The sequence below is a fragment of the Yersinia enterocolitica genome, assembly GCA_002082245.2.
Classification (GTDB): domain Bacteria; phylum Pseudomonadota; class Gammaproteobacteria; order Enterobacterales; family Enterobacteriaceae; genus Yersinia; species Yersinia enterocolitica_E.
Genome location: NBTC02000002.1, coordinates 4,100,754 through 4,123,648 on the forward strand (window position 1 = coordinate 4,100,754; position 22,895 = coordinate 4,123,648).

A 22,895-nucleotide genomic window follows, 5' to 3' on the forward strand; every position below is an offset into this window, starting at 1 on the left:
AATTGTGTTAATAATAAAGCTCGTTGACTCGGGGTGCCTGCCGCTAAATGCGTAATGGCTGAGATTTTACCCGTATTACCTGATCTGGATTATACCAGCGGAGGGAAGTCGCGGTATCGTTGTTGAGTCCATAAACAACGGTCCCCCTTCTTCTTCGCCGGTGGGGGATATCATGAATACTATTCGCTCTGACTTTTCAATCGCTCCTCTCCCGTACCCTGATGCACTGGCGGCGGCCTGTTTGCAACAATTCCAAACTACACCGCCATTAGTCCATTGCCTGACTAATGAGGTAGTACAGTCCTTCACTGCCAATGTGTTACTGGCATTAGGGGCTTTTCCTGCCATGGTGGTTGAAGCTGAAGAGGCCGCACAATTTAGTACAATGGCGAACAGTTTACTTATCAATATCGGCACGTTACACCGCGCTCAGGCCGAATCCATGCTGGCGGCAATCCAGGCGGCAAATCAATCCTCTACCCCTTGGGTGCTGGACCCCGTTGCGGTCGGCGGGCTTGTCTATCGTACTGATTTTGCCCATCAATTATTAGCGCTAAAACCGGCGGCAATACGGGGTAACGCCTCGGAAATCATGGCATTAAGCGGTATGGCGACTATGGGGCGTGGGGTGGATAGTGTCGATTCTTCGGTGAGTGCACTGCCTGCTGCTCGCCAATTGGCACTACAGGTGCAGACTGTGGTTGCGGTTACCGGTGAGGTGGATTATATCACCGACGGCCTGCGTGATTTTGCCGTGACCGGTGGCGATAAACTGATGACCCGGGTAGTGGGGACGGGGTGCGCACTTTCTGCCGTGGTAGCGGCATTTTGCGCACTGGAAGGCGACCGTTTACATCATGTGGCAACGGCTTGCCGGGTGATGTCACAAGTCGGCGGGCAGGTATCTCAGCAGGTGGCAGGCCCTGGTAGCTTTATTCCAGCTTTTCTAGATGGCCTTTATCAACTGAAAATAAGCGATCTGGTATAGCCTCTCCCCGGTTAACCTCTTAAAAATAGCGTTACCGCTCAGCCCTATCGCCTTGAGCGCCAGCGGCTGAACGGCCCTCAATCATAATGTGTATTACGGATAAGAACTAATAAATCATCCAGTTTCATTGGCTTACCCAAGAAATAACCCTGAACTTCATCACACATCAGAGTCTGTAACTGCCCGAGCTGCTCGGCGGTTTCTACCCCTTCGGCGGTCACCGTCATGGACAGCGCATGGCCGAGGTTAATGATTCCTTCGACAATTGATTGGCCTTCATGTGACTCGGCCAGTTCATCGGTAAAGCTCTTATCAATTTTCAATCCATCGAACGGGAAGCGGCGCAGATAATTCAGTGAGGAATATCCAGTACCAAAGTCATCCATCGATAAGCGCACACCCAGGGTTTTCAATGCTGTCATGGTTTTAAAGGCACCATCGGCATCTTCAATCATTATCCGCTCGGTGATTTCCAGCTCCAATCGATGGCTAGGTAGCCCAGTGAGCAGCAGGACTTGGCGCACTCGTTCTATCAGGCGCTGGTTCCTGAATTCAACCGCAGAAATATTAACGGAAACAATCAGTGACGAGGGCCATGTCGATGCATCCTGACATGCCTGTAGCATGGTCCAGTCGCTAATTGAGGTGATAAGCCCCGTCTCTTCGGCCAGCGCAATAAATTGATCCGGCATCAGCAGCCCCAAAATCGGGTGGTTCCAGCGCACCAAGGCTTCAGCACCCGTCAGTTGTGTTCCCTCAATACGGTAGCGTGGCTGGTAATAAAGGTTAAATTCGTTGTGCTTAACGGCCTGACGTAAAAAACGCTCTAGCTCACTGCGTTGCATCAGGCGCTCATTCATTTCACTGGAGTAGAAGCTCCAACGGTTACGGCCACTGTTTTTAGCTTCATACATGGCAATATCTGCAAATCGTAATAGCTCTTCGGCTTGCATTGAGTCTTGAGGTGCCAGTGCAATACCAATGCTGGCCCCGATATAAATATCCTGATCATTTATCACGTAAGGACTTTCGATTCGGGTGATAACGCGCGTACAAAGCTGTTCAATTTCTTTGCGTGACGCAAGACCTGTGATAATTAGAACAAATTCATCTCCCCCCTGACGCGCGACTAAATCTTGATCACGCAAACAACTTCTTAGGCGTTCAGATACCTGATGCAGTACCAGATCACCGGTAACATGACCAAAAGTGTCGTTAACAGGTTTAAACTTATCCAAGTCAACATTGAGGATAACCAGCGGGTGGGGGGCCGCAGCTAAATGGCGTAACTTATTTTCCAGGAATTCTTTCATTCGCAGACGGTTGGGTAAACCGGTCAATGCATCATGTAGAGAGAGGTGCTGAATCCGTTCCTGTGCTTCTATTTCACGGGTGATATCCGATGCGGTGCCACGGAACCCAATGGTTTCGTTGTTTTGGATGATAGGTTTGGCATAAATACGGCAAATGCGTTTATCGCCTTTGGCGGAGAAATAAGTGCATTGCAACTCATTGCGAGATTCAGTCAGATGGGTGTGCTGTAACCAAGAGCGCAGCGGGATAATATCGCAATTTAACAGTGAATCAAGATTACGCCCCAGCCAGCGCTCCACACTTAATCCGGTAATGGTCAAAAACCGTTGCGACAGGTAGGTGATGCGTAAATCGGCATCGGTTTCCCATAACCAGTCGGTAGCAGCTTCGGCGACATGACGAAAGCGTTCTTCGCTGGCGATTAAAGCAGATTTGTTTTCATCCGCTACCCGTGCTTCTGACATCGCCCGCCGCAGAACTAACCAGCCGGTCAGCCCAAGAATCAATGCAACCAGCGTCAGTAGTGGGAGTAATATGTTGAGCAGTTGCGCGCCGGGCATATCCTGATTCCAATGCAGCGTCAATGCGCTGTTATCACTGGCAGATAATAGAACTGACGGGCTGGATGCCGCGTCTTTTTCATCCTCAGGGGTACGCAGTTGATGAATACCATAATCTTCGCCCAAGGTATTTAGCTCGGGCTGTGTCAGTAAATCGATAAACACCAGAACAGAGGGTGCTCCAGCCACTGTTTTAACGCGTGGATCACTACCAGTAGTTAAGGCCGCAGCCGCAACAATGGCCGGTTGCCCAGCCACGTCGATGGTTTCAGTTGCAATATATTGTTTGTCTGCCCGCGCTCGGGCGGCGTCAATCAACGGGGTTATATCTTTGTTGAGCCAATCGGGCAGGCTAATATCTTTCAGTTGCCCATTGATGACCGAATAACGGGTTTTTCCTAGCCCATCAACAACAAACACTCCCTCATAATTAAAGTCGCTATACAGTGAAGGCCCCAGATTTTGGCTGACAAAAGCCCAGTCAGGATCGACTTTTACATGCAAATGTTCATAAGCATCACCCCAGAAAGCATTGTCTTTTATTCGGGTTTTTATTGAGTCTTGCCGCATTTTCCAGGCTTTTTCTACCAGAAAACGACTTTGAGATGTCGCTCGTTCATTTAATTGCGAGGCGATATAGATAATGCCTACCGCTGCAATAATGATGGTTGCCCCAACCAGCAAGGCCATGGCCTGTAAAGTTTGTTTTGCAAAGAAAACATTATCTCCTTTTGCCCGTGATGGTGATTCTGGCTGGCTGGAGTCCGTCATAGTGAGTTCCCTTGGCACTTACAAAATTTAGGCTGATCCTAAATAGGATAAAACATCCATTTAATCAGCAGGAAGTGAAGACTCAGAAGAAATATAAACTAACATGAATATAATCTTAGTCTCTTATCATTATAGGTGTAATACGTTACCTTCTCTTTGGCCCGCAAAAGGTTGCGCGCTCTTTATGAAATTATCACTTTTTGCCGAGAGTAAGGAATGACCATGGTTACACTGAATTTGGTTTGGTCCACGCTAATCAATTACGTGCCACGAATCCTACGGACTCGGCTGAATTTGCTCTTGCTGTTGAGTCTTGTGACACATCAGGTTTTTGCAGCAGCACCGTTGCCTGCGGTTACTGTTTCGGTCGTAACCTCAATCACACCGGATACTGCGTTACAGTATTTGGGGCGCGTGGAGGCGATTCAGGCGGTGGATGTGACGACCCGCACCGAAGGGTTTATTGCTGCGCGGTTGTTTACCGAAGGGCAGATGGTCAAGCAGGGTTCTCTATTGTATGAAATTGATCCCGCGTTGCATCAGGCCGCAGTAACGCAGGCCCAGGCGCAGTTAGACAGTGCGACTGCCAGTGCTAATCATGCTCAGGTGAACCTCACCCGCTTACAGCGTTTGGGAAGTAATCGCTCGGTCAGCCAGGCGGAAGTTGACGAAGCACAAGCGCAGCGCGATATCAGCCGCGCGGCGGTAGCTCAGGCGCAGGCGAACCTGCAAATCCAGCAATTACAGCTCAGTTTTACCCGTATTTACGCGCCGATAACCGGTCAGATTGGTCACAGCCGTTTTAATGTCGGTAGCCTAATTAATCCTGCCAGCGGCACGTTGGTCAATATTGTCCAACTTGATCCGATTCGGGTAGCTATCGCAGTGAATGAACGAGATTACATTACAGCAACCTATCAGTTGTCGGTTGCAGGTCCCTCTGCGGACAACAGTACATTGCCGTTTGGCAACTTTACTCCTCGTATTCAACTGGCGAATGGTAAGCAGTACCCGGAACGCGGCGTTTTTGAGTCCGTTGATAATCAAATTGATAAACAGACCGGTACCGTTACCCTGCGTACCCGTTTTGCCAATCCACGGCATTTATTACTGCCCGGTGGGGTGGTGAATGTGTCGCTGGCAGCAGAAATGGCAAAACCGGTTACTGTCATACCGATTGCCGCATTGCAGCAGAATAAGCAGGGACACTTTGTTTTGGTGGTGAACGATAAAGATCAGGTCGATGTGCGGCAAGTGACGTTGGGTGAGCAGTTTGAACAACAATATGAAGTGACTGACGGGCTGAAAGTGGGCGAACGAGTGATTGTGGCAGGGCTACAACATGTCCGGCCAGGGATGACGGTTAGCGCCAGCGTTGCTACACCACTGACAGTAAATTAAGGGGAAGGCCAGATGCTGCATTTCTTTATCCGTCGGCCCAAGTTTGCCATTGTTATTGCACTGGTGATAACCATTGTTGGCTGGGTGTCGTTGTATGTGATTCCGGTGGAACAATATCCTGATATTACGCCACCGGTGGTTTCCGTGAGTGCCGTCTACCCCGGAGCCAGTGCCCGCGATGTTGCACAAGCCGTGGCCTCACCACTGGAAGCGCAGGTCAACGGTGTCAGCAATATGCTGTATATGGAATCGACCAGTGCTAATAACGGCAGTTATCAGTTAAGTATTACCTTTGCCAGTGGTACCGACCCCGATATGGCGGCGGTTGAGGTGCAAAACCGCATTTCTCAGGTGAGTGCTCAGCTGCCGGCGGAGGTGAATGAAAACGGTATTTCCGTGCGCAAACGGGCCTCTAACTTGTTGCTGGGAGTCAGTGTTTTTTCACCGAAACAAACCCATGATGCGCTGTTTGTCAGCAATTACACCAGTATTCAGTTGCGTGATGCCATTGCGCGTATCAATGGTGTCGGCGATGTGCAGGTATTTGGCGCGCGTGATTACAGCATGCGGGTTTGGCTCAATCCGCAACGGATGGAATCACTGAATGTCAGCGTGCAGGATATTGTCGCAGCATTACAACAGCAGAACGTACAGGCGGCTGCCGGGCAGATTGGCTCATCACCGTCGGTGCCCGGTCAGCAGCAAACCCTGACCATCAGTGGACAAGGGCGGCTAACGGACCCACAACAGTTTGCTAATGTGATTATTCGTAGCAATCCTCAGGGCGGCATGATTCGGTTAGGTGATGTTGCTCGCGTGGCGCTGGGGGCGCAGAACTATCAGGTCAGTGCGGCGCAAAACCAGACTGAATCGGCATTTTTAGTAGTTTATCCGGTACCGGGTGCCAACGCGTTAAATGTGGCTAATGGGGTACGGGATGAAATGGCTCGGCTATCAGCCTCTTTCCCGCCAGACCTGACGTATGAAATCAATTACGACTCCACCCTGCCGGTTACCGCAACATTGCATGAAATCGCAGTGTCACTGACGTTAACCTTAATTGTGGTATTGGCGGTGGTGTATCTGTTTTTGCAAAGTATGCGGGCGACTTTTATCGTCGCGCTTACCATTCCGGTCTCCCTGCTCGGCACCTTCGCTGTACTGTATATCTTTGGTTATTCGGCCAATACCCTGAGCCTGTTTGCCATTATTCTGGCGCTAACCATTGTGGTTGATGACGCTATTGTGGTGGTGGAAAACGTCGAGCGCTTATTATCGAATGACCCTGATCTGTCACCGGCGCAAGCAACCAGACAGGCAATGACTCAAATTGCCGGGCCGATTATCGCAACCACCCTGGTACTGATGGCGGTATTCGTGCCGATTGCCATTTTGCCAGGGATTATCGGTGAGCTATACCGGCAGTTTGCGGTAACACTGTCGGCGGCGGTGATTTTATCCAGTATCAATGCATTAACCTTAAGTCCGGCGCTGTGTGCGGTATTGCTGAAACGGCGCACATTGGCAGATACCGGTCTGTTCGGCGGTATTAATCGTGGGCTTGATCGCGCCCGCGACGGTTATGTTTCATTGACCAGCCGTATCAGTAGCCGAGCGGTATTCAGTATCGCCGCGCTACTGCTGGTGGGGCTGGCAACCTGGTGGGGTTACACGCGTTTACCCACCTCGTTCCTGCCGGAGGAAGATCAGGGGTACTTCTTTGTCAGTTTACAACTACCAGATGGGGCTTCGCTTAATCGGACTCAGACGGTGATGGACCAGATGTATCAAGTGGTTACTGATAATGATGCCGTCGAGGATGTGATAAAAATCACCGGCTTCAGTTTGCTTAGCGGCAACAACTCGCCCAATGCCGGATTTGCCATTGTGATGCTAAAACCTTGGGGGCAACGGCCTCATATTGATCGCGTGCTGGCCAGTATTCAGACCAATTTGGCCGCTATCCCTTCGGCGATGATCATGGCAGTAAACCCACCGGCTATTGCCGGGTTGGGCAGTGCTTCTGGATTTGATTTACGTATTCAGGCGCTGTTAGGCCAGTCACCGCAAGAGTTGGCGCAGGTGAGCCAGGGAATTATTTTTGCCGCTAATCAGGACCCGAAACTCAGCCGGGTATTTACCACCTTCAGCGCTTCGGTGCCTGAAACTAATCTGAGTATCGATCGTGACCGCGCCGCGCTGCTACAGGTACCGGTCAGCCGAATCTTCCAAACCTTGCAAACGTCACTTGGGGGAATGAATGCGGGAGATTTCACCCTGAATAACCGTATGTTTCGGGTGCAATTACAAAATGATATGGATTTCCGCCAGCGCACCGCTCAGATAAATAGTCTGAATGTGCGCAGTGACAATGGTGCATTGGTCAGTCTGGCAAATCTGGTGACGTTAACCCCCTCGGTGGGTGCGCCCTTTATCAGTAATTTCAACCAGTTCCCTTCGGTAGCCATCAGCGGTTCTGCGGCTGATGGTGCCAGCTCTGGTCAGGCAATGGCGGCGATGGAGTCGTTATTGGCACAGAATTTACCGTCAGGTTACAGCTATAGCTGGAGCGGAATGTCGTGGCAGGAGCAGCAAACCGGCGGGCAAGTGGTGTTTATCTATCTTGCTGCATTGGTCTTTGCCTATCTGTTTTTAGTCGCCCAATATGAGAGTTGGAGTATTCCGCTGGTGGTTATCCTCTCGGTGGTGTTTGCCGTAGGCGGGGCGGTAGCAGGGCTGGCGGCAATGGGGTTTGCCAACGATGTGTACGCGCAAATCGGCTTAGTGTTGCTGATAGGGCTGGCAGCTAAGAATGCGATTTTGATCGTCGAATTCTCTAAAGCCCGCAGAGAAGAGGGCGCGAGTATCCGTGATGCGGCACAGGAAGGTGCTAAGCAGCGTTTTCGTGCGGTTATGATGACTGCTATTTCGTTTATCCTCGGGGTGATGCCACTGGTTTTTGCCAGTGGAGCCGGGGCGATGAGCCGTCAAATTATCGGTATCACCGTGTTTGGTGGCATGTTGATGGCCACTGCGGTGGGGATACTGTTTATTCCCGCACTGTATCTGCATATTCAGCGACTGCGAGAATGGGTGAAAACCCGCAAAGAGGATTCTGGCAGCGACCCGCAACCTTGAGCCGATGTGTAAAAGTGAAAACCCGCCGCTGGCGGGTTTTTCCTTATTGTGGCTCAGGCTTTGTGGTAACTCATATCGCTATCCATCACTAAATGACAGTCGGCGGGCTGGCTGAACTGCAATACCTTGAACACATTAGGGCCGTCAGTGGCGAGGTAAAAATCCTCGGCCTGTTGTGGCGATAAACCGCCACGGATCTTGCGCTCAATCAGGCGATCCCGCAGTAATTCTGGGGCGGCATTAATATAAATAGTGTAATCAGCCAGTGCTTTCAACTGCTGCCAACCGGGTTGTTGCAGTAATAACCAATTGCCCTCCAGCACGATAATCGGTGCGTCGACAATAATGGCATCTTCAACCGGGTCATGTAACCGGCGGTCATAGGCAGGCCAGGTCGCTCCAGGTTGCTGCAAGCTGTGGATAGCCTGACGTAGCTTAGGCAAATCAAAGGTTTCTGGTGCTCCCTTTTTACTGCGTAACTGGTGGGCATCAAGGTAGTGATTGTAGTGGTGAAAGCCGTCCATAGGCAGACATTGTACCGGTGTTAGAGTGGTGTCACGTTGGGAAAGCCATTGCCAAAATGTGGCGAGGGTGGATTTACCGGTACCGGGTGGCGCGCATAAAAAAACCACCATGCGGCGCTGAAGCTGCTGTTGTTGCTGAGACAGTGAGGCTAATAGTGGCAGATGCAGATGAGTAATATCGCGGTCGGGAAAATGCGCGCTGTTCTGTAGCCCATTAATGTTAAGTTCCACTCTCATAAGTCAGTTCCTGTAATAATGACGTCACTGCCAACGTCAGCCCGGTTTTCACCATATTCCCGTAGCGGGTCTGATTAAAAATGGTGAAGTCAGAAAACTTCATCTTTTCAATCATTTGAAATAAGGTTTTATTCTGGGTCACGGCATTGAGATTACCCATAAATTCATAAACGATATCGTCATGAAACTCAGTAATATCTCCGGTTTTCTGCAAATGCTCACTGAGCTGAGAAAATAACAAAATATCGGCATAAACCGCTTTTGTTATTTGCCCCAACGCATAAATTAAGCGCAAAGAAACATCCAGACTGTCCAGTGGGCCTGACTTGGCTAATAAAGGCTTGACGGCGTATTCCTGAATATCTTCATCATTATTGATAAATAAATAGGGCAGAAGGCTTTTAATACCCTGAAATAAGATCTCATTGGCATTCAGCAGAAAATCATTGAGATTTTCAGGGCTGGCGAGCCTTTCGAGTACGTCATCTTCAGTTAATGCAGTCATCCTACCCTTAACACCATTATCGATAGTGGAGGGAGTTGATGATATTACAGGTGTTATCCAGCCCGTTAATCAAAAGTGTTTGGGTTTGAAGTTGGCCCCCATTTTTTTCCTTAATACCGGTGACGATATCACCCTGAGTGATGCCGGTTGCGGAAAAAATAATCTGCCCGGAGCGCACCAATTCGGTCAGAGAATAGACCTGATTAAGGTTAACCCCCATTTGCTGGCAGCGTTGGTGCTCCGTGAGGGCAATATCCCGATTCGTCACGCTTTCCCCTTTGGCCTGACAAAAGTCGATCAATTCAGCTTGCATATCGCCGCCCAAAGCACGAATGGCACAGGCCGAGATAACGCCTTCAGGTGCGCCGCCGATGCAATACATCACATCGACCTGCCCGTTGGATAAGCAGGTCATCAGGCTGGCGGCCACATCGCCGTCCGCAATAGCATAAACTTTAACACCGAGTGCATTGGCCTGTTCGATAGCCTGCTGATGGCGCGGTTTGTCGAGGGTAATCATGCGTAACGTATTTAAAGGTTTGTTTAACTTAGCCGCCACACAGCGCAGGTTTTCTGCCAGTGAACGGCGCAAGTCAATGGAACCTTTGGCTTGTGCACCTACCACTAATTTTCGCATATACATATCAGGCGCATGTAACAACATCCCTCGTGGGGCAAAAGCAATCACAGCCAGCGCATTGGCTTGCCCCATCGCGACCATGCGGGTACCTTCAATAGGATCAACAGCAATATCAACAGGTGGTCCACCGGCACCGAGTTGTTCGCCAATATACAGCATCGGCGCATGGTCAATTTCGCCTTCTCCGATAACAATGCTTCCTTGCATCGTCATCTGATTTAAGGCCTCGCGCATGGCGCTGACGGCAACGCCATCAATAAGGTTTTTGTTACCGCAGCCGAGCAGTGGCCAGGCCGCCATTGCTGCTTGTTCGGTGGTGCGGAAAATATCATATGCCAGTGTTTTCACTCTCGACTCCGATATCCACGTTAAAGTGCGCTAACAGATAGTGTTCTGCTTTTTCATTCCAGACCCCATGAGTTTCGGCGACCAGTTCGGCTAATTGCGCAAATAATGGATCCGTTTTACCTCGTTCGGCAAAATCGTCAATGGCGGTGAGGGGCATGGTAATGCCGTTATAAATCAGTTTCTTGCCACCCGGTATATGGGGGAGGTTGAGCACCGTTTCAGGTACAGCATCCAGACCGCCAATATGAGTAATCATAAAAGAGGGTTGTATGCGTCGCTGGGCAGAAAGCGTAAGTGCCTCTTCCATGTCACCGGTAGAGCCACCAGAAGTACCGACAATATGCGTACTGGAGTAGTGGACGTGATAGAAGTTAAACAGCACTTTAAAGTGCTTATCTGTCGGGCCGGCAAAGAAGTTCAGGCAACCATCTTCTGCCAGCAAATCATCACCCAATTCAATGACTGCTGGCACAGCTGCGTAGACAAATACATCATCAAAACCCTGATTCCCCGTGAGTTGACGTAATGTATCGATGGGGTTATCTAGCTTGCTGCTGTTGATGTAAATCAGTTCGATACCTTTATCTGCTGCCTGTTTTCTTGGTAGTAGTTGCTCAGCACGAGCCAGACGGACTTCATCTATATCTACCACCACCACGCGGGCCGGTTTGATATCACCGTTGATGGCATAATCGATAGCCCCCATTCCCATTGGCCCGGCACAAGCCAATAGGGCCAGATTACCGCCGGGCTTAATGCCCATGCGGTGTTCATAAACATATTGTGTGGTGTGATAACTGGCGTGATAGGCTCCAATAATGCAACACATCGGTTCAGCCAGCGATGCGGCGGCAAAATAGTTGCCGTGATAAGGCAGTACACAGCCGAGATCAATAGCCAGCTTGGGAATAATCATGTAGGTGGCGTTACCGCCAAAATATTCGTAGCTGTAACCTGCTGAATAGCCACTGGGTAGCCCCATCGCAGGTTGCAACACAAAACGTTCACCAGCACGATAGCGGGTGGCTAAATTCTTACCGACTTCAACAATGACCCCCGCACATTCATGGCCAGTAATGGCAGGGTGTTGCGCCACATCACCCGGTACTCGTTTGTGCTCACTACCCAGCAAAGCTGCTTTGTAAGTCGACAGGCAGACGCTGTCGGAAATGACGCTAACCAGTAATTCGTCATCGCTGATCGGGGGTAATTCAAACTCACGTAGGCGGACATCTTGCTTACCGTATATTGCAGCCACTTTCGTTTTCATACTGATTCCTTTGGCTTATCACTTGTAGTCAATTGCTCGAATAAAATATCCAGAGCCTGGTCGCCAAGATAATTTTTAATTAGAATCAATGGCTTGTCCGTCACGCCCTGTGCTCTGCCTTCAAGGCTGGCGTGGGTAACAATGATGTCAGCATCGGTTGGAATGTTTTCGATGGCGTAATGTTTTACCGCAATCGGGTAACCGGCTTTCTCCAGTTTTTTTCTAAACGTGGTTGCTCCCATGGCGCTGGACCCCATCCCGGCATCGCAGACAAAGGCTATCAACCGTACCGGATGATCATTGTTGAGGTGATTGGCCAATATGCCCTCGGCTTTTAGATTCTTCATGGCGGTTTGCGACTCTTCAAAGCTCTCTTCGCTGGTGGCTTTGTCCATTTTCAAGATGATGGAACCCACCAAGAACGAAACTGCAGTACCGGTAAAGACACCCGCACAGGTAGCTAGGAAACCACCGCGAGGGGTTAATGCCAGATACGCGAAGATAGAACCAGGACTCGGACCTGCAACCAGGCCAGCACCTAATAATTCAAAGACATATATGCCACTCATGGCACCAGCGATCATGGCAATGATCATCAGTGGTTTCATAAGAACATAAGGGAAATAGAGCTCGTGGATACCGCCGAGGAAATGAATAATCATCGCGCCGGGTGCTGACTTCTTACTCATACCTTTGCCAAATAGTGAGAAAGCCAGCAGAATACCTAACCCTGGCCCTGGATTTGAGGCGACCATAAAGTAAATTGATTTGCCGTGGATAGCAGTTTCCTGCATTCCCAGTGGGTAATAGATTCCCTGGTCGATGGCATTATTCAGGAACAGCACTTTGGCAGGTTCATTAATCACCGCCAGTAGGGGTAAGAAGCCAGTAGACACCAGTGCTTCGATGCCTTGTTTGACCAGATTATTCGCCTCCATCACCGCCGGGCCGATCACTTCATAGGCCAGTAGGCAGAGCAACATGCCGCTGATACCGAGGGAGAAATTATTAATTACCATCTCGAAACCGGCTGGAATGTGTTTCTCCAATCGCTTATCGATATGTTTAATTAAATAACCCCCTAGTGGCCCCATCACCATCGCGCCGATAAACATCGGAATATCAGCACCAACAATAACCCCCATAGTGCCAATACCGCCCATCACGGCCCCGCGTTTACCCCCAATCAAATGCCCACCGGTAGAACCAATCATTAACGGTAGCAGGTAGGTAATCATCGGGCCGACCAACTTGCCGAAGTGTTCGTTCGGCGTCCATCCAGTCGGGATAAATAATGCAGTGATAAACCCCCATGCAATAAAAGCCCCAATATTAGGTATTACCATTGCTGTTAGAAAACCGCCAAAGGATTGTACTTTGGCGCGTATTGATTTATTAGCCATATTAATTCCTTGTTATTGTATTATCGGAATAGGTTAATAACGCTTAAGGATATCTTTTATATTTTCGGTGTTGGCAGCATTCAGTAATGATGTAATAGATTCATCGTCACAGAACATTTCACTTAATGCCTGAATAGCATAAATATGGGAGTCCGCATCTTTTGCTGCCAGGCCTATTAGTAATTTTACCGGTTCACTGTCAGCGTCGAAAATCACGCCTTTACGCAGCAATGTCAGGCTGAGTGCGGTGTGGTTCACGCCATTTTCAGGGCGGGCATGCGGCATAGCTATTTCTGGTGCCAAAATATAATAAGGCCCTATCTCACGGGTGGCATCTTTGATCGCCTGACTATATTCAGGTTTAACCGCATGATTATCGATTAGGCTTGCCATTGATAAATCAATAGCGTGTTCCCAATGCTCGGCGGAAGGATATATCGCAATACTATTTTCAGGAAAGAAATCGATAAGCGCCTGCATAGGGAGTCCTTATATTATTATTTTATCTTGGCGACCCATTAATTCATTCTCGTGGGCATTAACTGAAATTGAGCTTATTCTTGACGACGCGCTTAATCAAATCGATGAAAAAATGTGATCTGTGATACTAATGAAATGCAAACACTGAAAAACAGTAACTGTGATCACAATTATTTTATATAAATTAGTATTTGTATAAAAATGCAATAGCCTAAATTTGCAGTGCATCACGAATATTTAATTTTAATAAATTATTTATTTTGTGATTTATGTCTTGTTTATGGCATTGCGTAATGCATTATTTATGAAAATTAAAGTGAGTGCTGTACTCCCAGCAGCAAAACGATGTTTTTTTTGACTGGATGAGGCGTACCTTCCTCGCGGTGCTGCATCTTCGTGCATTTGCCTCTAAAAAGTGCGGGAAAAGCGCACATACAGTGCTATCTCCCGTTACATCTCCTTTTCCCATTACTTAAAGTGCGGGTATTTCCGTTGTTCAGCGGTTATCTAGCATTTGGTACAAACATTGCTTTAGCCATAGACCGCACTATTACCATTAAATTTCTTTGATAGGGATAAGGTATGTCACAGGCGAAACAAGCACCGGAATTAAAACGTACGTTGGGCAGTTTTCAATTATGGGGTATTGCCGTCGGGTTGGTGATTTCCGGCGAATATTTTGGTTGGAGCTACGGATGGGCGCAAGCGGGGACCTTAGGGTTCCTGTTTACTGCTCTGGGTGTGGCCGCGATGTACACGGCATTTATTTTTAGTTTTACCGAATTAACCACCGCTATTCCTCATGCCGGAGGGCCGTTTGCTTACGCTCACCGCGCTTTTGGCCCAACGGGTGGCTTTATTGCTGGTCTTGCGACGTTGATTGAGTTTGTATTTGCTCCTCCCGCCATTGCCATGGCAATTGGTGCCTATATTAATGTTCAATTCCCAGCAGTTGACCCAAAGTGGGTGGCGGTTGGGGCCTATCTGATATTTATGTCATTGAATATTCTGGGTGTCAGTATTGCTGCAACCTTCGAACTGTTGGTGACGATATTGGCCATTTTTGAGTTGCTGGTATTTATGGGCGTGGTCGCACCAGGCTTTGAAATCAGTAACTTTGTCAGAGGCGGTTGGGCTGGCGCGGATACATTCAGTATCGGGTCATTATCGGGGATTTTTGCCGCTATTCCCTTTGCTATCTGGTTCTTTTTGGCGATTGAAGGGGCTTCGATGGCTGCAGAGGAAGCAAAAGAGCCACAACGTACCATTCCGCGCGCCTTTATTGGCGGTATTTTGACCTTAGTGCTACTGGCATTAGGTGTGATGGTATTTGCCGGTGGGGTGGGCGACTGGACTAAGCTATCTAATATCAACGACCCACTGCCACAAGCAATGAAAATTATCGTTGGCAGCGACAGCGGTTGGTTACACATGCTGGTATGGCTTGGGCTGTTTGGTCTGATAGCCTCGTTCCATGGCATCATTATGGGCTATTCCCGCCAGATTTTTGCCTTGGCCCGCGCCGGTTATTTACCTAAGCCGCTGGCCAAAGTAAACCGCCGTTTCCGTACCCCACACCTGGCTATTTTGGCTGGTGGTGTTGTCGGGATTGGTGCTATTTTTTCTGACTCGTTGATTATTATTGGCGGCATGCCACTGACGGCAAATATTGTCACTATGTCGGTGTTTGGTGCCATCGTGATGTATATCATCTCAATGTTGTCATTATTCAAACTGCGACAAACAGAGCCACGCCTGACTCGCCCATTCTCCGCGCCGTTCTATCCGTTTGCGCCAGCATTGGCGTTAGTTTTGGCGGTTGTCTGTCTGATTGCGATGATCTATTACAACCCGCTGCTGGCTCTGATATTCGCTGGAATGATGTTGGTCGGTTATATTTATTTTCGTCTTACCCACCGTTCACGCGCTACTGCCGCATTTGATCCACAGCTCAGTGCTGCCGAGTGATCCATTCTTGCTATTAATGTCATCATTGTTCAGGCTGTTTATGCAGCCTGAACAACTAAGGGACGCAGTATGTACCAGACAACACTGAGCCATCGTAGTTACCACTTTGGCGATTTACGCGATTTGATGGCTAAAGCTTCACCGGCACGTTCGGGCGATTATCTGGCGGGCGTTGCGGCAGAAAGTGCTGAAGAACGCATGGCTGCCCGTATGACGCTGGCAGATCTGCCGCTAAAAACGTTTTTACAGCAAATGCTGATTCCTTATGAGCAGGATGAAGTCACACGGCTGATTATTGATAGCCACGACCCGCAGGCTTTTGCGCCAATAGCGCATCTGACCGTCGGCGATTTTCGTGACTGGTTACTCAGCGAGCAGGCCGACAGTGTGACGCTAGCGCAAGTCAGTGCTGGTATCACCCCAGAAATGGCCGCCGCGGTAAGTAAAATAATGCGTAATCAGGATTTGATTCTGGTGGCGAAAAAATGCCGTGTTATTACCCGATTCCGTAACACTATTGGCCTTGCCGGCCACTTAAGTGTGCGGCTACAGCCCAATCACCCCACGGACAGTTTGCCGGGTATCGCCGCCAGCATGCTTGACGGCCTGCTGTATGGCAGCGGTGATGCTGTGATTGGCATCAATCCCGCCAGTGACAGCTTGCCATTGTTAGAAAAACTTAATTATATGCTGGATGACGTGATAAGTCGCTTTGAGATCCCCACTCAATCCTGCGTATTAACGCATGTTACTAACACGATTAAGTTGATTGAACGCGGAGCACCGGTTGATTTAGTGTTCCAGTCTATCGCGGGCAGTGAAGCTGCAAATGCCGGTTTTGGCATCAATCTGGCTTTGTTGGAAGAAGCACACTGTGCGGCATTGAGCCTCAAGCGAGGCACTGTCGGTGACAATGTGATGTATTTTGAAACTGGGCAGGGCAGTTGTCTCTCCGGTAATGCTCATTTCGGGGTTGATCAACAAACCTGCGAAGCGCGTGCTTATGCGATTGCTCGCCGCTTCTCACCGTTACTGACTAATACTGTCGTCGGGTTTATCGGGCCAGAATATCTTTATGATGGTAAGCAGATTATCCGTGCCGGTTTGGAAGACCATTTCTGTGGCAAGTTACTGGGTGTCCCACTCGGTTGTGATGTCTGCTATACCAACCATGCTGAGGCGGATCAGGATGATATGGATACCTTGCTGACCTTACTGGGGACCGCTGGACTGACCTTTATGATGGGGGTGCCGGGAGCTGATGACATCATGCTTAATTATCAAAGTACGTCGTTTCATGATGCGTTGTATATCCGGCAATTGCTCGGTCTGAAACATGCACCAGAGTTTGGTCTGTGGCTAGAGAAAATGAATATTATGGATGCTCAGGGGCGCTTGCGTGATACCGCGGCCAATCATCCGTTATTAGCACAGTTGCCACCTATGGGGGCATTCTGATGAGCGGAAATGAGATAATAAACGGGGTGTTACATCGCAATTCGTGGGCGGTTTTGCGCCAGTTCACGGCGGCGCGTATTGCTCTTGGCCGTACAGGAGCAAGCTTACCTACTGAAGAGCTGTTGAAATTTGGTTTGGCACATGCGCAGGCACGGGATGCCGTGCACCAGCCTTTTATCAGCGAGGATCTTGCTAATCAACTGGCAGATTCAGGATTACAGACACTTACCGTCAACAGTGCCGCGCCGGATCGTGCAACTTATCTGCGCCGCCCGGATCTTGGCCGAAAGCTATCGTCGCAAAGCCGTGAACAGTTGTGTGCATGGCCTGATAAGCAAGCCGATATTCTGTTAGTTATTGGTGACGGTCTGTCATCGAAAGCGGTACACCGGCAGGCAATTCCTTTGGTGATGGCCTTACGACCTTATTTGCAAACGCTCGGCTTATCACTGGCCCCGATAGTGTTGGCTCATCAATCACGGGTAGCATTAGGGGATGATGCAGGGGAGTGTTTACAAGCCAAAGCGGTTGTCATGTTGATTGGTGAAAGGCCGGGGCTTTCTTCCCCGGATAGTTTGGGGGTTTATATGACTTGGGGGCCGAACACGCGGCGGTTGGAGTCCGAGCGCAATTGTATTTCTAATATCCGGCCAGAGGGTTTGGATTATCCTCAGGCGGCTTTTAAGTTAGCCTGGTTGTTGGAGCAATCTTTCCAACGGCATTTATCGGGGGTGCAGCTTAAGGATGAAAGCGATAACTCGGCCTTGCACGGGCGGGTAAGGCCAATTTACCCACTGATAACATGAGTAGTATATGTGTCTGGATGTTTACGATTTAATGGCGGAAATTGCTATTTTTTGTGCTTTTAATTCGCCTTTTAACATGTATTTTGGATAATGTTAAGTTATTCTATCTAAATGTTGCAGGCCGCTCTATCCTACACATCGCCTCGCTTTACAACTATTCTTATAAATATCTCACTAAATTTGAATTTTTAACAGGTATTACTCCGCGTCATCATTTTCATGCTTTATGCAGTGGAGCTATTGGGAACATAAGGAAGAAACAATGGGACTACGAAGAAAGAGTGTTAAACCTATGCAACTCAATGATATTACAATCATTGATGATGCCAAACTGAAGAAGGCAATCACCGCAGCGGCGTTGGGCAACGCCATGGAGTGGTTCGATTTCGGGGTGTATGGTTTTGTCGCTTTTGCACTTGGTCAGGTATTTTTCCCCGGTGCTGATCCCGGTATTCAGATGATTGCTGCGCTGGCGACTTTTTCCGTTCCTTTCTTGGTTCGGCCCCTTGGTGGCTTATTCTTTGGTGCGTTAGGTGATAAATATGGGCGGCAAAAAGTCCTGTCCGTCACCATCATTATTATGTCGGTCAGTACCTTCTGTATTGGTCTGATTCCCTCTTATGCCTCGATAGGTATTTGGGCACCGATATTATTGTTATTGGCAAAACTGGCACAGGGTTTTTCGGTTGGTGGCGAATATACCGGAGCCGCTATTTTTGTGGCTGAATATTCACCCGATAGAAAACGTGGTTTTCTTGGTAGTTGGTTGGATTTTGGTTCCATTGCAGGTTTCGTATTAGGCGCTGGAGTCGTTCTGCTTATTTCCAGCATTGTGGGTGAAGCCAGTTTCCTTGAGTGGGGATGGCGTATTCCGTTCTTCGTTGCTGCGCCATTAGGATTAATCGGTATCTATTTGCGTCATGCACTTGAAGAGACACCGACCTTTCAACAGCACGTCGATAAAATTGATAATGATTCACGCCACAATATTGCCGAGCCACCTAAGGTTTCTTTCCGTGAGATTTTAACCAAACAATGGAAAAGCCTGATTATCTGTGTCGGGATGGTTATTGCCACCAACGTCACTTATTACATGCTACTGACCTACATGCCAAGCTACCTATCCCATAGTCTGCATTATTCTGAAGATCATGGTGTATTGATTATCATTGCAATCATGCTGGGTATGTTATTCGTTCAGCCTGTGATGGGATTAATGAGCGATAAATTCGGCCGTAGACCTTTTGTTATTTGTGGCAGTATTGGGCTGTTTATTCTCGCTATTCCCAGCTTTATTTTGATTAATAGCGGCATCATCGGTTTGATATTTTGTGGTTTGTTGATCCTGGCTATTTTGCTTAACTGTTTTACGGGGGTGATGGCCTCAATATTACCCGCAATGTTCCCAACCCATATCCGCTACAGCGCATTAGCTATCGCATTTAATGTGTCGGTGTTGGTTGCAGGGCTGACACCAACGGCCGCAGCGTGGTTGGTTGAAACAACGCAAAATCTGTTTATGCCCGCTTATTACTTAATGGTGGTGGCGGTTATTGGTTTGGTTACTGGAATATTTATGAAAGAGACTGCCAATATGCCACTGAAAGGGGCGACGCCAGCCGCGTCTGATCGGGCGGAGGCCAGAGAGATATTGCAGGAACACCATGATCATATCGAACACAACATTGATGATATTGATCAAGAAATAGCCGAACTTGAGAAAAAGAGAAAGAATCTTATCGCTCAACATCCTGATATTAATTAATCAGTTTTGAGGGGTACGTCAGAGTGTTAATTTGATTTATATCAATAAAATTCATTTCTATACAATGGTTTACCTTTCTATTCAAATCTGTCTTTGACCCTCCCCCAAGGGGAGGGTTTAGATTATCAGTCATTATTCCAACTTATCTAGAACATTTCCTCTTACTGGAAGGATACCATGACAGTGAAAAAGACATTTGCAACAACAGCCCGACTGGCTATTGTTGCTTTAGCTGCAGTCACTTTTAGCCATTTCGCCGCGGCGACGACACAAACGGAATTTTTGACTCAACATGGCTTAGCGGGAAAAACTACTGAGCAAATGATTGAGACCATCGATCAATCCAAACAAGAACGCCCTTTGGCATATTCAGCTTCGGTAACGAGTGCGGAACTCACCTTATCCGATGAACAACAGCGGTATTCTTTTCCCTTGGGTGATAAGTTCTATCTCTCATTCGCCCCCTATGTAAACCAAACTCACCCATGCTTCAATCACAGTTTGTCTGGCTGTCGTGGTGAATTGGCGAATACCGCATTTGATGTGAAAATTACCGATAAAGCCGGGAAAGTTATCCTGCAAGATACACTGACCAGCTATCAGAATGGTTTTATTGGTGTGTGGTTGCCACGCAATACTGAAGGGACTATCGAAGTGAGTTATCAAGGCCTCAAAGCTGTATCACCTTTTGCGACCCAAGCTGAAAGCCAAACCTGCATGACAACATTGCAACTAAAAAAATAAACGACTTAACGGCAAATCTTAACAATCGATAGAATAATAATAACCAGCTTAGCGGCTGGTTTTTTATTTCCTCGTGGCTGTAATAATAGATGTTTTTCTTGCCACTCTCGAGTATTTTTTAAATTATTAAATCCTGTTTATACTCCTTATGACGAGGGATAATATCTGGCGTAAGTGATATTAAGTTTACGTTATGCTAAATGAAATGACTAAGAGAAATATAATTATTTATAAATTATTATTTTTACGATATAGTTCGCTCCTTTATGGTGAAAATACGCAAAATTAAAGGAAACCTATCCGCATACGTTATAACTTTCCTTTTTCTGTTTACTTGGTTACCTGTCTCTATAGCCGAGTTCATTAAGTGTAGAAGATTATATTATGTTTCAATTGATGCAGAGTGTTTTGACAAGTTCCTTTAATGCGGTCTGTATTATCTATCTTTGCATATCATTACCTTATCTTTATATTATTACCAGACAAAAACCTAATCAGTTACATTATAAAATTCTAATGGGCGTGATTGCCGGTTTTACTGCAACCTATCTTGCTGATTTTCATAACCAAACCAGTGCGACACTCTATGGGTTAATCATTAGTCCTATTGTCCTGACAGCATTAATTTTTGGCCCAATCCCCTTATTGATAAGCTATGCTATCCATGCGGTATTTGTATTTGGATTATCGCCATTTTATGATATTTTCATTATGTCTTTCATGTTTTTATCTATAGCGCTAAAAATTTGGGATAATAAAAGATATGCTACTTTTTTCCTTTCGGTTTTCATTCCACAATGTATAAATATTGCTTTGAATTTTGAACGGCTAATCTCTTTAGGATACCTTCCCCGTTCAATATTTAAATCCGCGATGAGCATTATTTTACTCTCGATACTCTATTTTATTTTTAGCCGCTTTCAAAAAACGTTTAGTAAATTCTCTATTTTGCAATTCCAATCCTCGACGGATCAACTGACTAAATTACCTAATAGATTCAGTATTAATCACCATTTGGATAATTTTAGAGAAACGCATAAGGACTGCTTTATTGCTTTGATTGATATAGATTTTTTTAAAAGGGTTAATGATAATCATGGACATTCTGCCGGTGATAAAATTTTATATGATATCGCCCAGGAACTAACGTCAGTGATTAGAGGAAATGATTTTCTGGCGCGGTATGGCGGTGAAGAATTTTTGCTGTTAATACATACCGCAGATAACAGAATTGCCAGTGAGATCTTGGTGCGGATAACTACACATATCCGCGATACGCTGTTTATTACACCGGACAACCACTCTCTCAACATTACGATATCTATCGGTGCAGCTTTATATGTTAAAGACACCTCATTTGATGATGCGATTAAGTCAGCCGACAAAGCACTCTACCGAGCGAAGAATGGTGGTCGAGATCAAGTTGTTTTTCATTAGGTTTTGTATGATTAGGCCATTGTGTAAGTCAGGATCTTTAACTTAGCATAGGCTTTTCCCCTAAGGCCTTTGTAGCTTAACAGCGGGTCCACATACATTGTAGAGGTTGGCGGTGACCAGAGAACATGTTGTTATTGTCATTGATATGCAAAATGGGGTTTTTGCTAATCCACGTTTTGATCGTGAAGGTCGCGTCGTTCGTATTAATCAGTTGATCGACCATGCTGACCAAGTCATTTTCATACAGCATGCAGAAGATGAAATGACACAAGGGAGTGAATTGTGGCAACTGCTACCGGAATTACATTACCCGCAGAATGCTATTTCTGTTACCAAAACAGCGTGTGATTCGTTTTATCTTACCTCGCTCGACACTATTATTGCCCAGCTAGGGGCTACTCATCTGACTATTTGTGGTTGTGCCACGGATTACTGTGTTGATACCACCATCAAAATTGCCGCCAGTAAAGGGTATGCTCTGACCATCGCTTCTGATGCCCATACCACTGCGGACCGGAAATATGCCACGGCTCAGCAGCTTATCGCGCAACATAATGAGGTTTGGTCTGAGCTGTCCATTCCGGGGAACCGTATCACAGTAAAAACGACGCAGCAGATTCTCGCTGACTGGCTGGATTAAATTCCTCTGGGCATACTCGCTTAGCACTATTTTATTAGGTGATGTGTGCCCATAGTCTGATGCGATACACTAGATAAAAATGATGAGTAGGAATAAGTAAACACCATCCAGATTACGTCTACGGTACTGATGATTTGGTAAGGTTCGCTGATATTATTCTTTTCTCTTATCACCCATCCATGTTTTTTTATCTTTAAAATAGAGAAATATCAAGAATTAATCTTGTGTTCATAGAACACGAATGGCGTATTTTATATAAGATTTATGGGACTATGCATTGTAATTAAAGTAATGTAATTCCTAATTCCTTGTAGGATTATTCTCTTTCTTTGTATGATAAATCTTTTTTTGATGATAATCAATAAAAAATATACATCTGTAAATTGAAGTCTAGTTGGTGATTGATTTTGATATTTTTCTTAAGTTGGATTTAAATGCTGACTTTTTCTTTATTTGTGGTTTTTTATTCCGATAAAAATAACCATTTCAATATATTTT

The 22,895-nt window shown here is 47.1% G+C and carries 17 protein-coding genes, 1 pseudogene and 1 riboswitch; of the genes and pseudogenes, 11 read left to right on the forward strand and 7 right to left on the reverse strand.

The window, feature by feature from the left end; all coding sequences use genetic code 11:
* Window positions 1-19: 19 nt before the first annotated feature.
* Window positions 20-123: riboswitch (TPP riboswitch) on the forward strand.
* Window positions 124-172: 49 nt separating this feature from the next.
* Complete coding sequence (locus tag A6J66_020240; protein ID PNM26285.1) at window positions 173-988, forward strand: hydroxyethylthiazole kinase; 816 nt, start codon at window positions 173-175, stop codon at window positions 986-988.
* Between the two features lie 77 nt (window positions 989-1,065).
* On the opposite strand, the gene A6J66_020245 is transcribed toward A6J66_020240, so the two are convergent.
* A complete protein-coding gene (locus tag A6J66_020245) occupies window positions 1,066-3,552 on the reverse strand; it encodes a PAS domain S-box protein (GenBank protein PNM26286.1) in 2,487 nt (828 codons plus the stop codon).
* A 303-nt stretch (window positions 3,553-3,855) separates the two neighbouring features.
* On the opposite strand from A6J66_020245, the gene A6J66_020250 reads away from it, so the two are divergent.
* A complete protein-coding gene (locus A6J66_020250) occupies window positions 3,856-5,034 on the forward strand; it encodes an efflux RND transporter periplasmic adaptor subunit (protein ID PNM26287.1) in 1,179 nt (392 codons plus the stop codon).
* A 12-nt stretch (window positions 5,035-5,046) separates the two neighbouring features.
* Window positions 5,047-8,172, forward strand: coding sequence for an AcrB/AcrD/AcrF family protein (locus tag A6J66_020255; protein PNM26288.1), 3,126 nt, complete (start codon window positions 5,047-5,049; stop codon window positions 8,170-8,172).
* A gap of 53 nt (window positions 8,173-8,225) precedes the next feature.
* Here A6J66_020255 and A6J66_020260 read toward each other — a convergent pair whose 3' ends face one another.
* Genes A6J66_020260 through cmtB form a run of 6 tightly spaced genes read right to left on the reverse strand, consistent with a single transcriptional unit; the run spans window position 8,226 to window position 13,579 of the window.
* A complete protein-coding gene (locus tag A6J66_020260; protein PNM26289.1) occupies window positions 8,226-8,933 on the reverse strand; it encodes a nucleoside/nucleotide kinase family protein in 708 nt (235 codons plus the stop codon).
* Window positions 8,917-9,438 carry a transcriptional regulator gene (locus A6J66_020265; protein ID PNM26290.1) on the reverse strand — a complete coding sequence of 174 codons (522 nt, stop codon included), beginning with the start codon at window positions 9,436-9,438 and terminating at the stop codon, window positions 8,917-8,919. The genes A6J66_020260 and A6J66_020265 overlap by 17 nt, the downstream gene beginning before the upstream one ends.
* Window positions 9,439-9,454: 16 nt before the next feature.
* Entirely contained in the window at window positions 9,455-10,426 is a 972-nt protein-coding gene (gene glpX / locus A6J66_020270) for a fructose-bisphosphatase class II (GenBank protein ID PNM26291.1), read from the reverse strand.
* The gene (locus A6J66_020275; protein ID PNM26292.1) at window positions 10,407-11,696 is read right to left on the reverse strand and encodes an L-sorbose 1-phosphate reductase; all 1,290 of its coding nucleotides are present in this window, start codon (window positions 11,694-11,696) and stop codon (window positions 10,407-10,409) included. Before A6J66_020275 ends, glpX begins: the two co-directional genes overlap by 20 nt.
* Window positions 11,693-13,099, reverse strand: coding sequence for a PTS mannitol transporter subunit IIBC (locus A6J66_020280; protein ID PNM26293.1), 1,407 nt, complete (start codon window positions 13,097-13,099; stop codon window positions 11,693-11,695). The genes A6J66_020275 and A6J66_020280 overlap by 4 nt, the downstream gene beginning before the upstream one ends.
* Window positions 13,100-13,132: 33 nt before the next feature.
* The gene (gene cmtB / locus A6J66_020285; GenBank protein PNM26294.1) at window positions 13,133-13,579 is read right to left on the reverse strand and encodes a PTS mannitol transporter subunit IIA; all 447 of its coding nucleotides are present in this window, start codon (window positions 13,577-13,579) and stop codon (window positions 13,133-13,135) included.
* A 582-nt stretch (window positions 13,580-14,161) separates the two neighbouring features.
* Between cmtB and eat the strand changes: the two genes are divergently transcribed.
* From eat to A6J66_020325, 8 genes and pseudogenes are all read left to right on the forward strand, one after another.
* Window positions 14,162-15,547: an ethanolamine permease gene (gene eat / locus A6J66_020290; GenBank protein ID PNM26295.1), complete on the forward strand. Its 1,386-nt coding sequence runs from the start codon at window positions 14,162-14,164 to the stop codon at window positions 15,545-15,547.
* 69 nt (window positions 15,548-15,616) lie between these two features.
* Complete coding sequence (locus A6J66_020295) at window positions 15,617-17,005, forward strand: ethanolamine ammonia-lyase subunit EutB (protein PNM26296.1); 1,389 nt, start codon at window positions 15,617-15,619, stop codon at window positions 17,003-17,005.
* Complete coding sequence (locus A6J66_020300; protein PNM26297.1) at window positions 17,005-17,811, forward strand: ethanolamine ammonia-lyase subunit EutC; 807 nt, start codon at window positions 17,005-17,007, stop codon at window positions 17,809-17,811. Before A6J66_020295 ends, A6J66_020300 begins: the two co-directional genes overlap by 1 nt.
* Before the next feature lie 262 nt (window positions 17,812-18,073).
* Window positions 18,074-19,576, forward strand: coding sequence for a proline/glycine betaine transporter ProP (locus tag A6J66_020305; GenBank protein ID PNM26298.1), 1,503 nt, complete (start codon window positions 18,074-18,076; stop codon window positions 19,574-19,576).
* A gap of 177 nt (window positions 19,577-19,753) precedes the next feature.
* Complete coding sequence (locus tag A6J66_020310) at window positions 19,754-20,320, forward strand: hypothetical protein (GenBank protein ID PNM26299.1); 567 nt, start codon at window positions 19,754-19,756, stop codon at window positions 20,318-20,320.
* A gap of 384 nt (window positions 20,321-20,704) precedes the next feature.
* Window positions 20,705-21,085 (forward strand): annotated as a pseudogene (locus A6J66_020315) (hypothetical protein).
* Between the two features lie 108 nt (window positions 21,086-21,193).
* Complete coding sequence (locus tag A6J66_020320) at window positions 21,194-21,757, forward strand: GGDEF domain-containing protein (GenBank protein PNM27096.1); 564 nt, start codon at window positions 21,194-21,196, stop codon at window positions 21,755-21,757.
* A 112-nt stretch (window positions 21,758-21,869) separates the two neighbouring features.
* Entirely contained in the window at window positions 21,870-22,397 is a 528-nt protein-coding gene (locus A6J66_020325) for an Isochorismatase (GenBank protein ID PNM26300.1), read from the forward strand.
* Window positions 22,398-22,895: the final 498 nt, after the last annotated feature.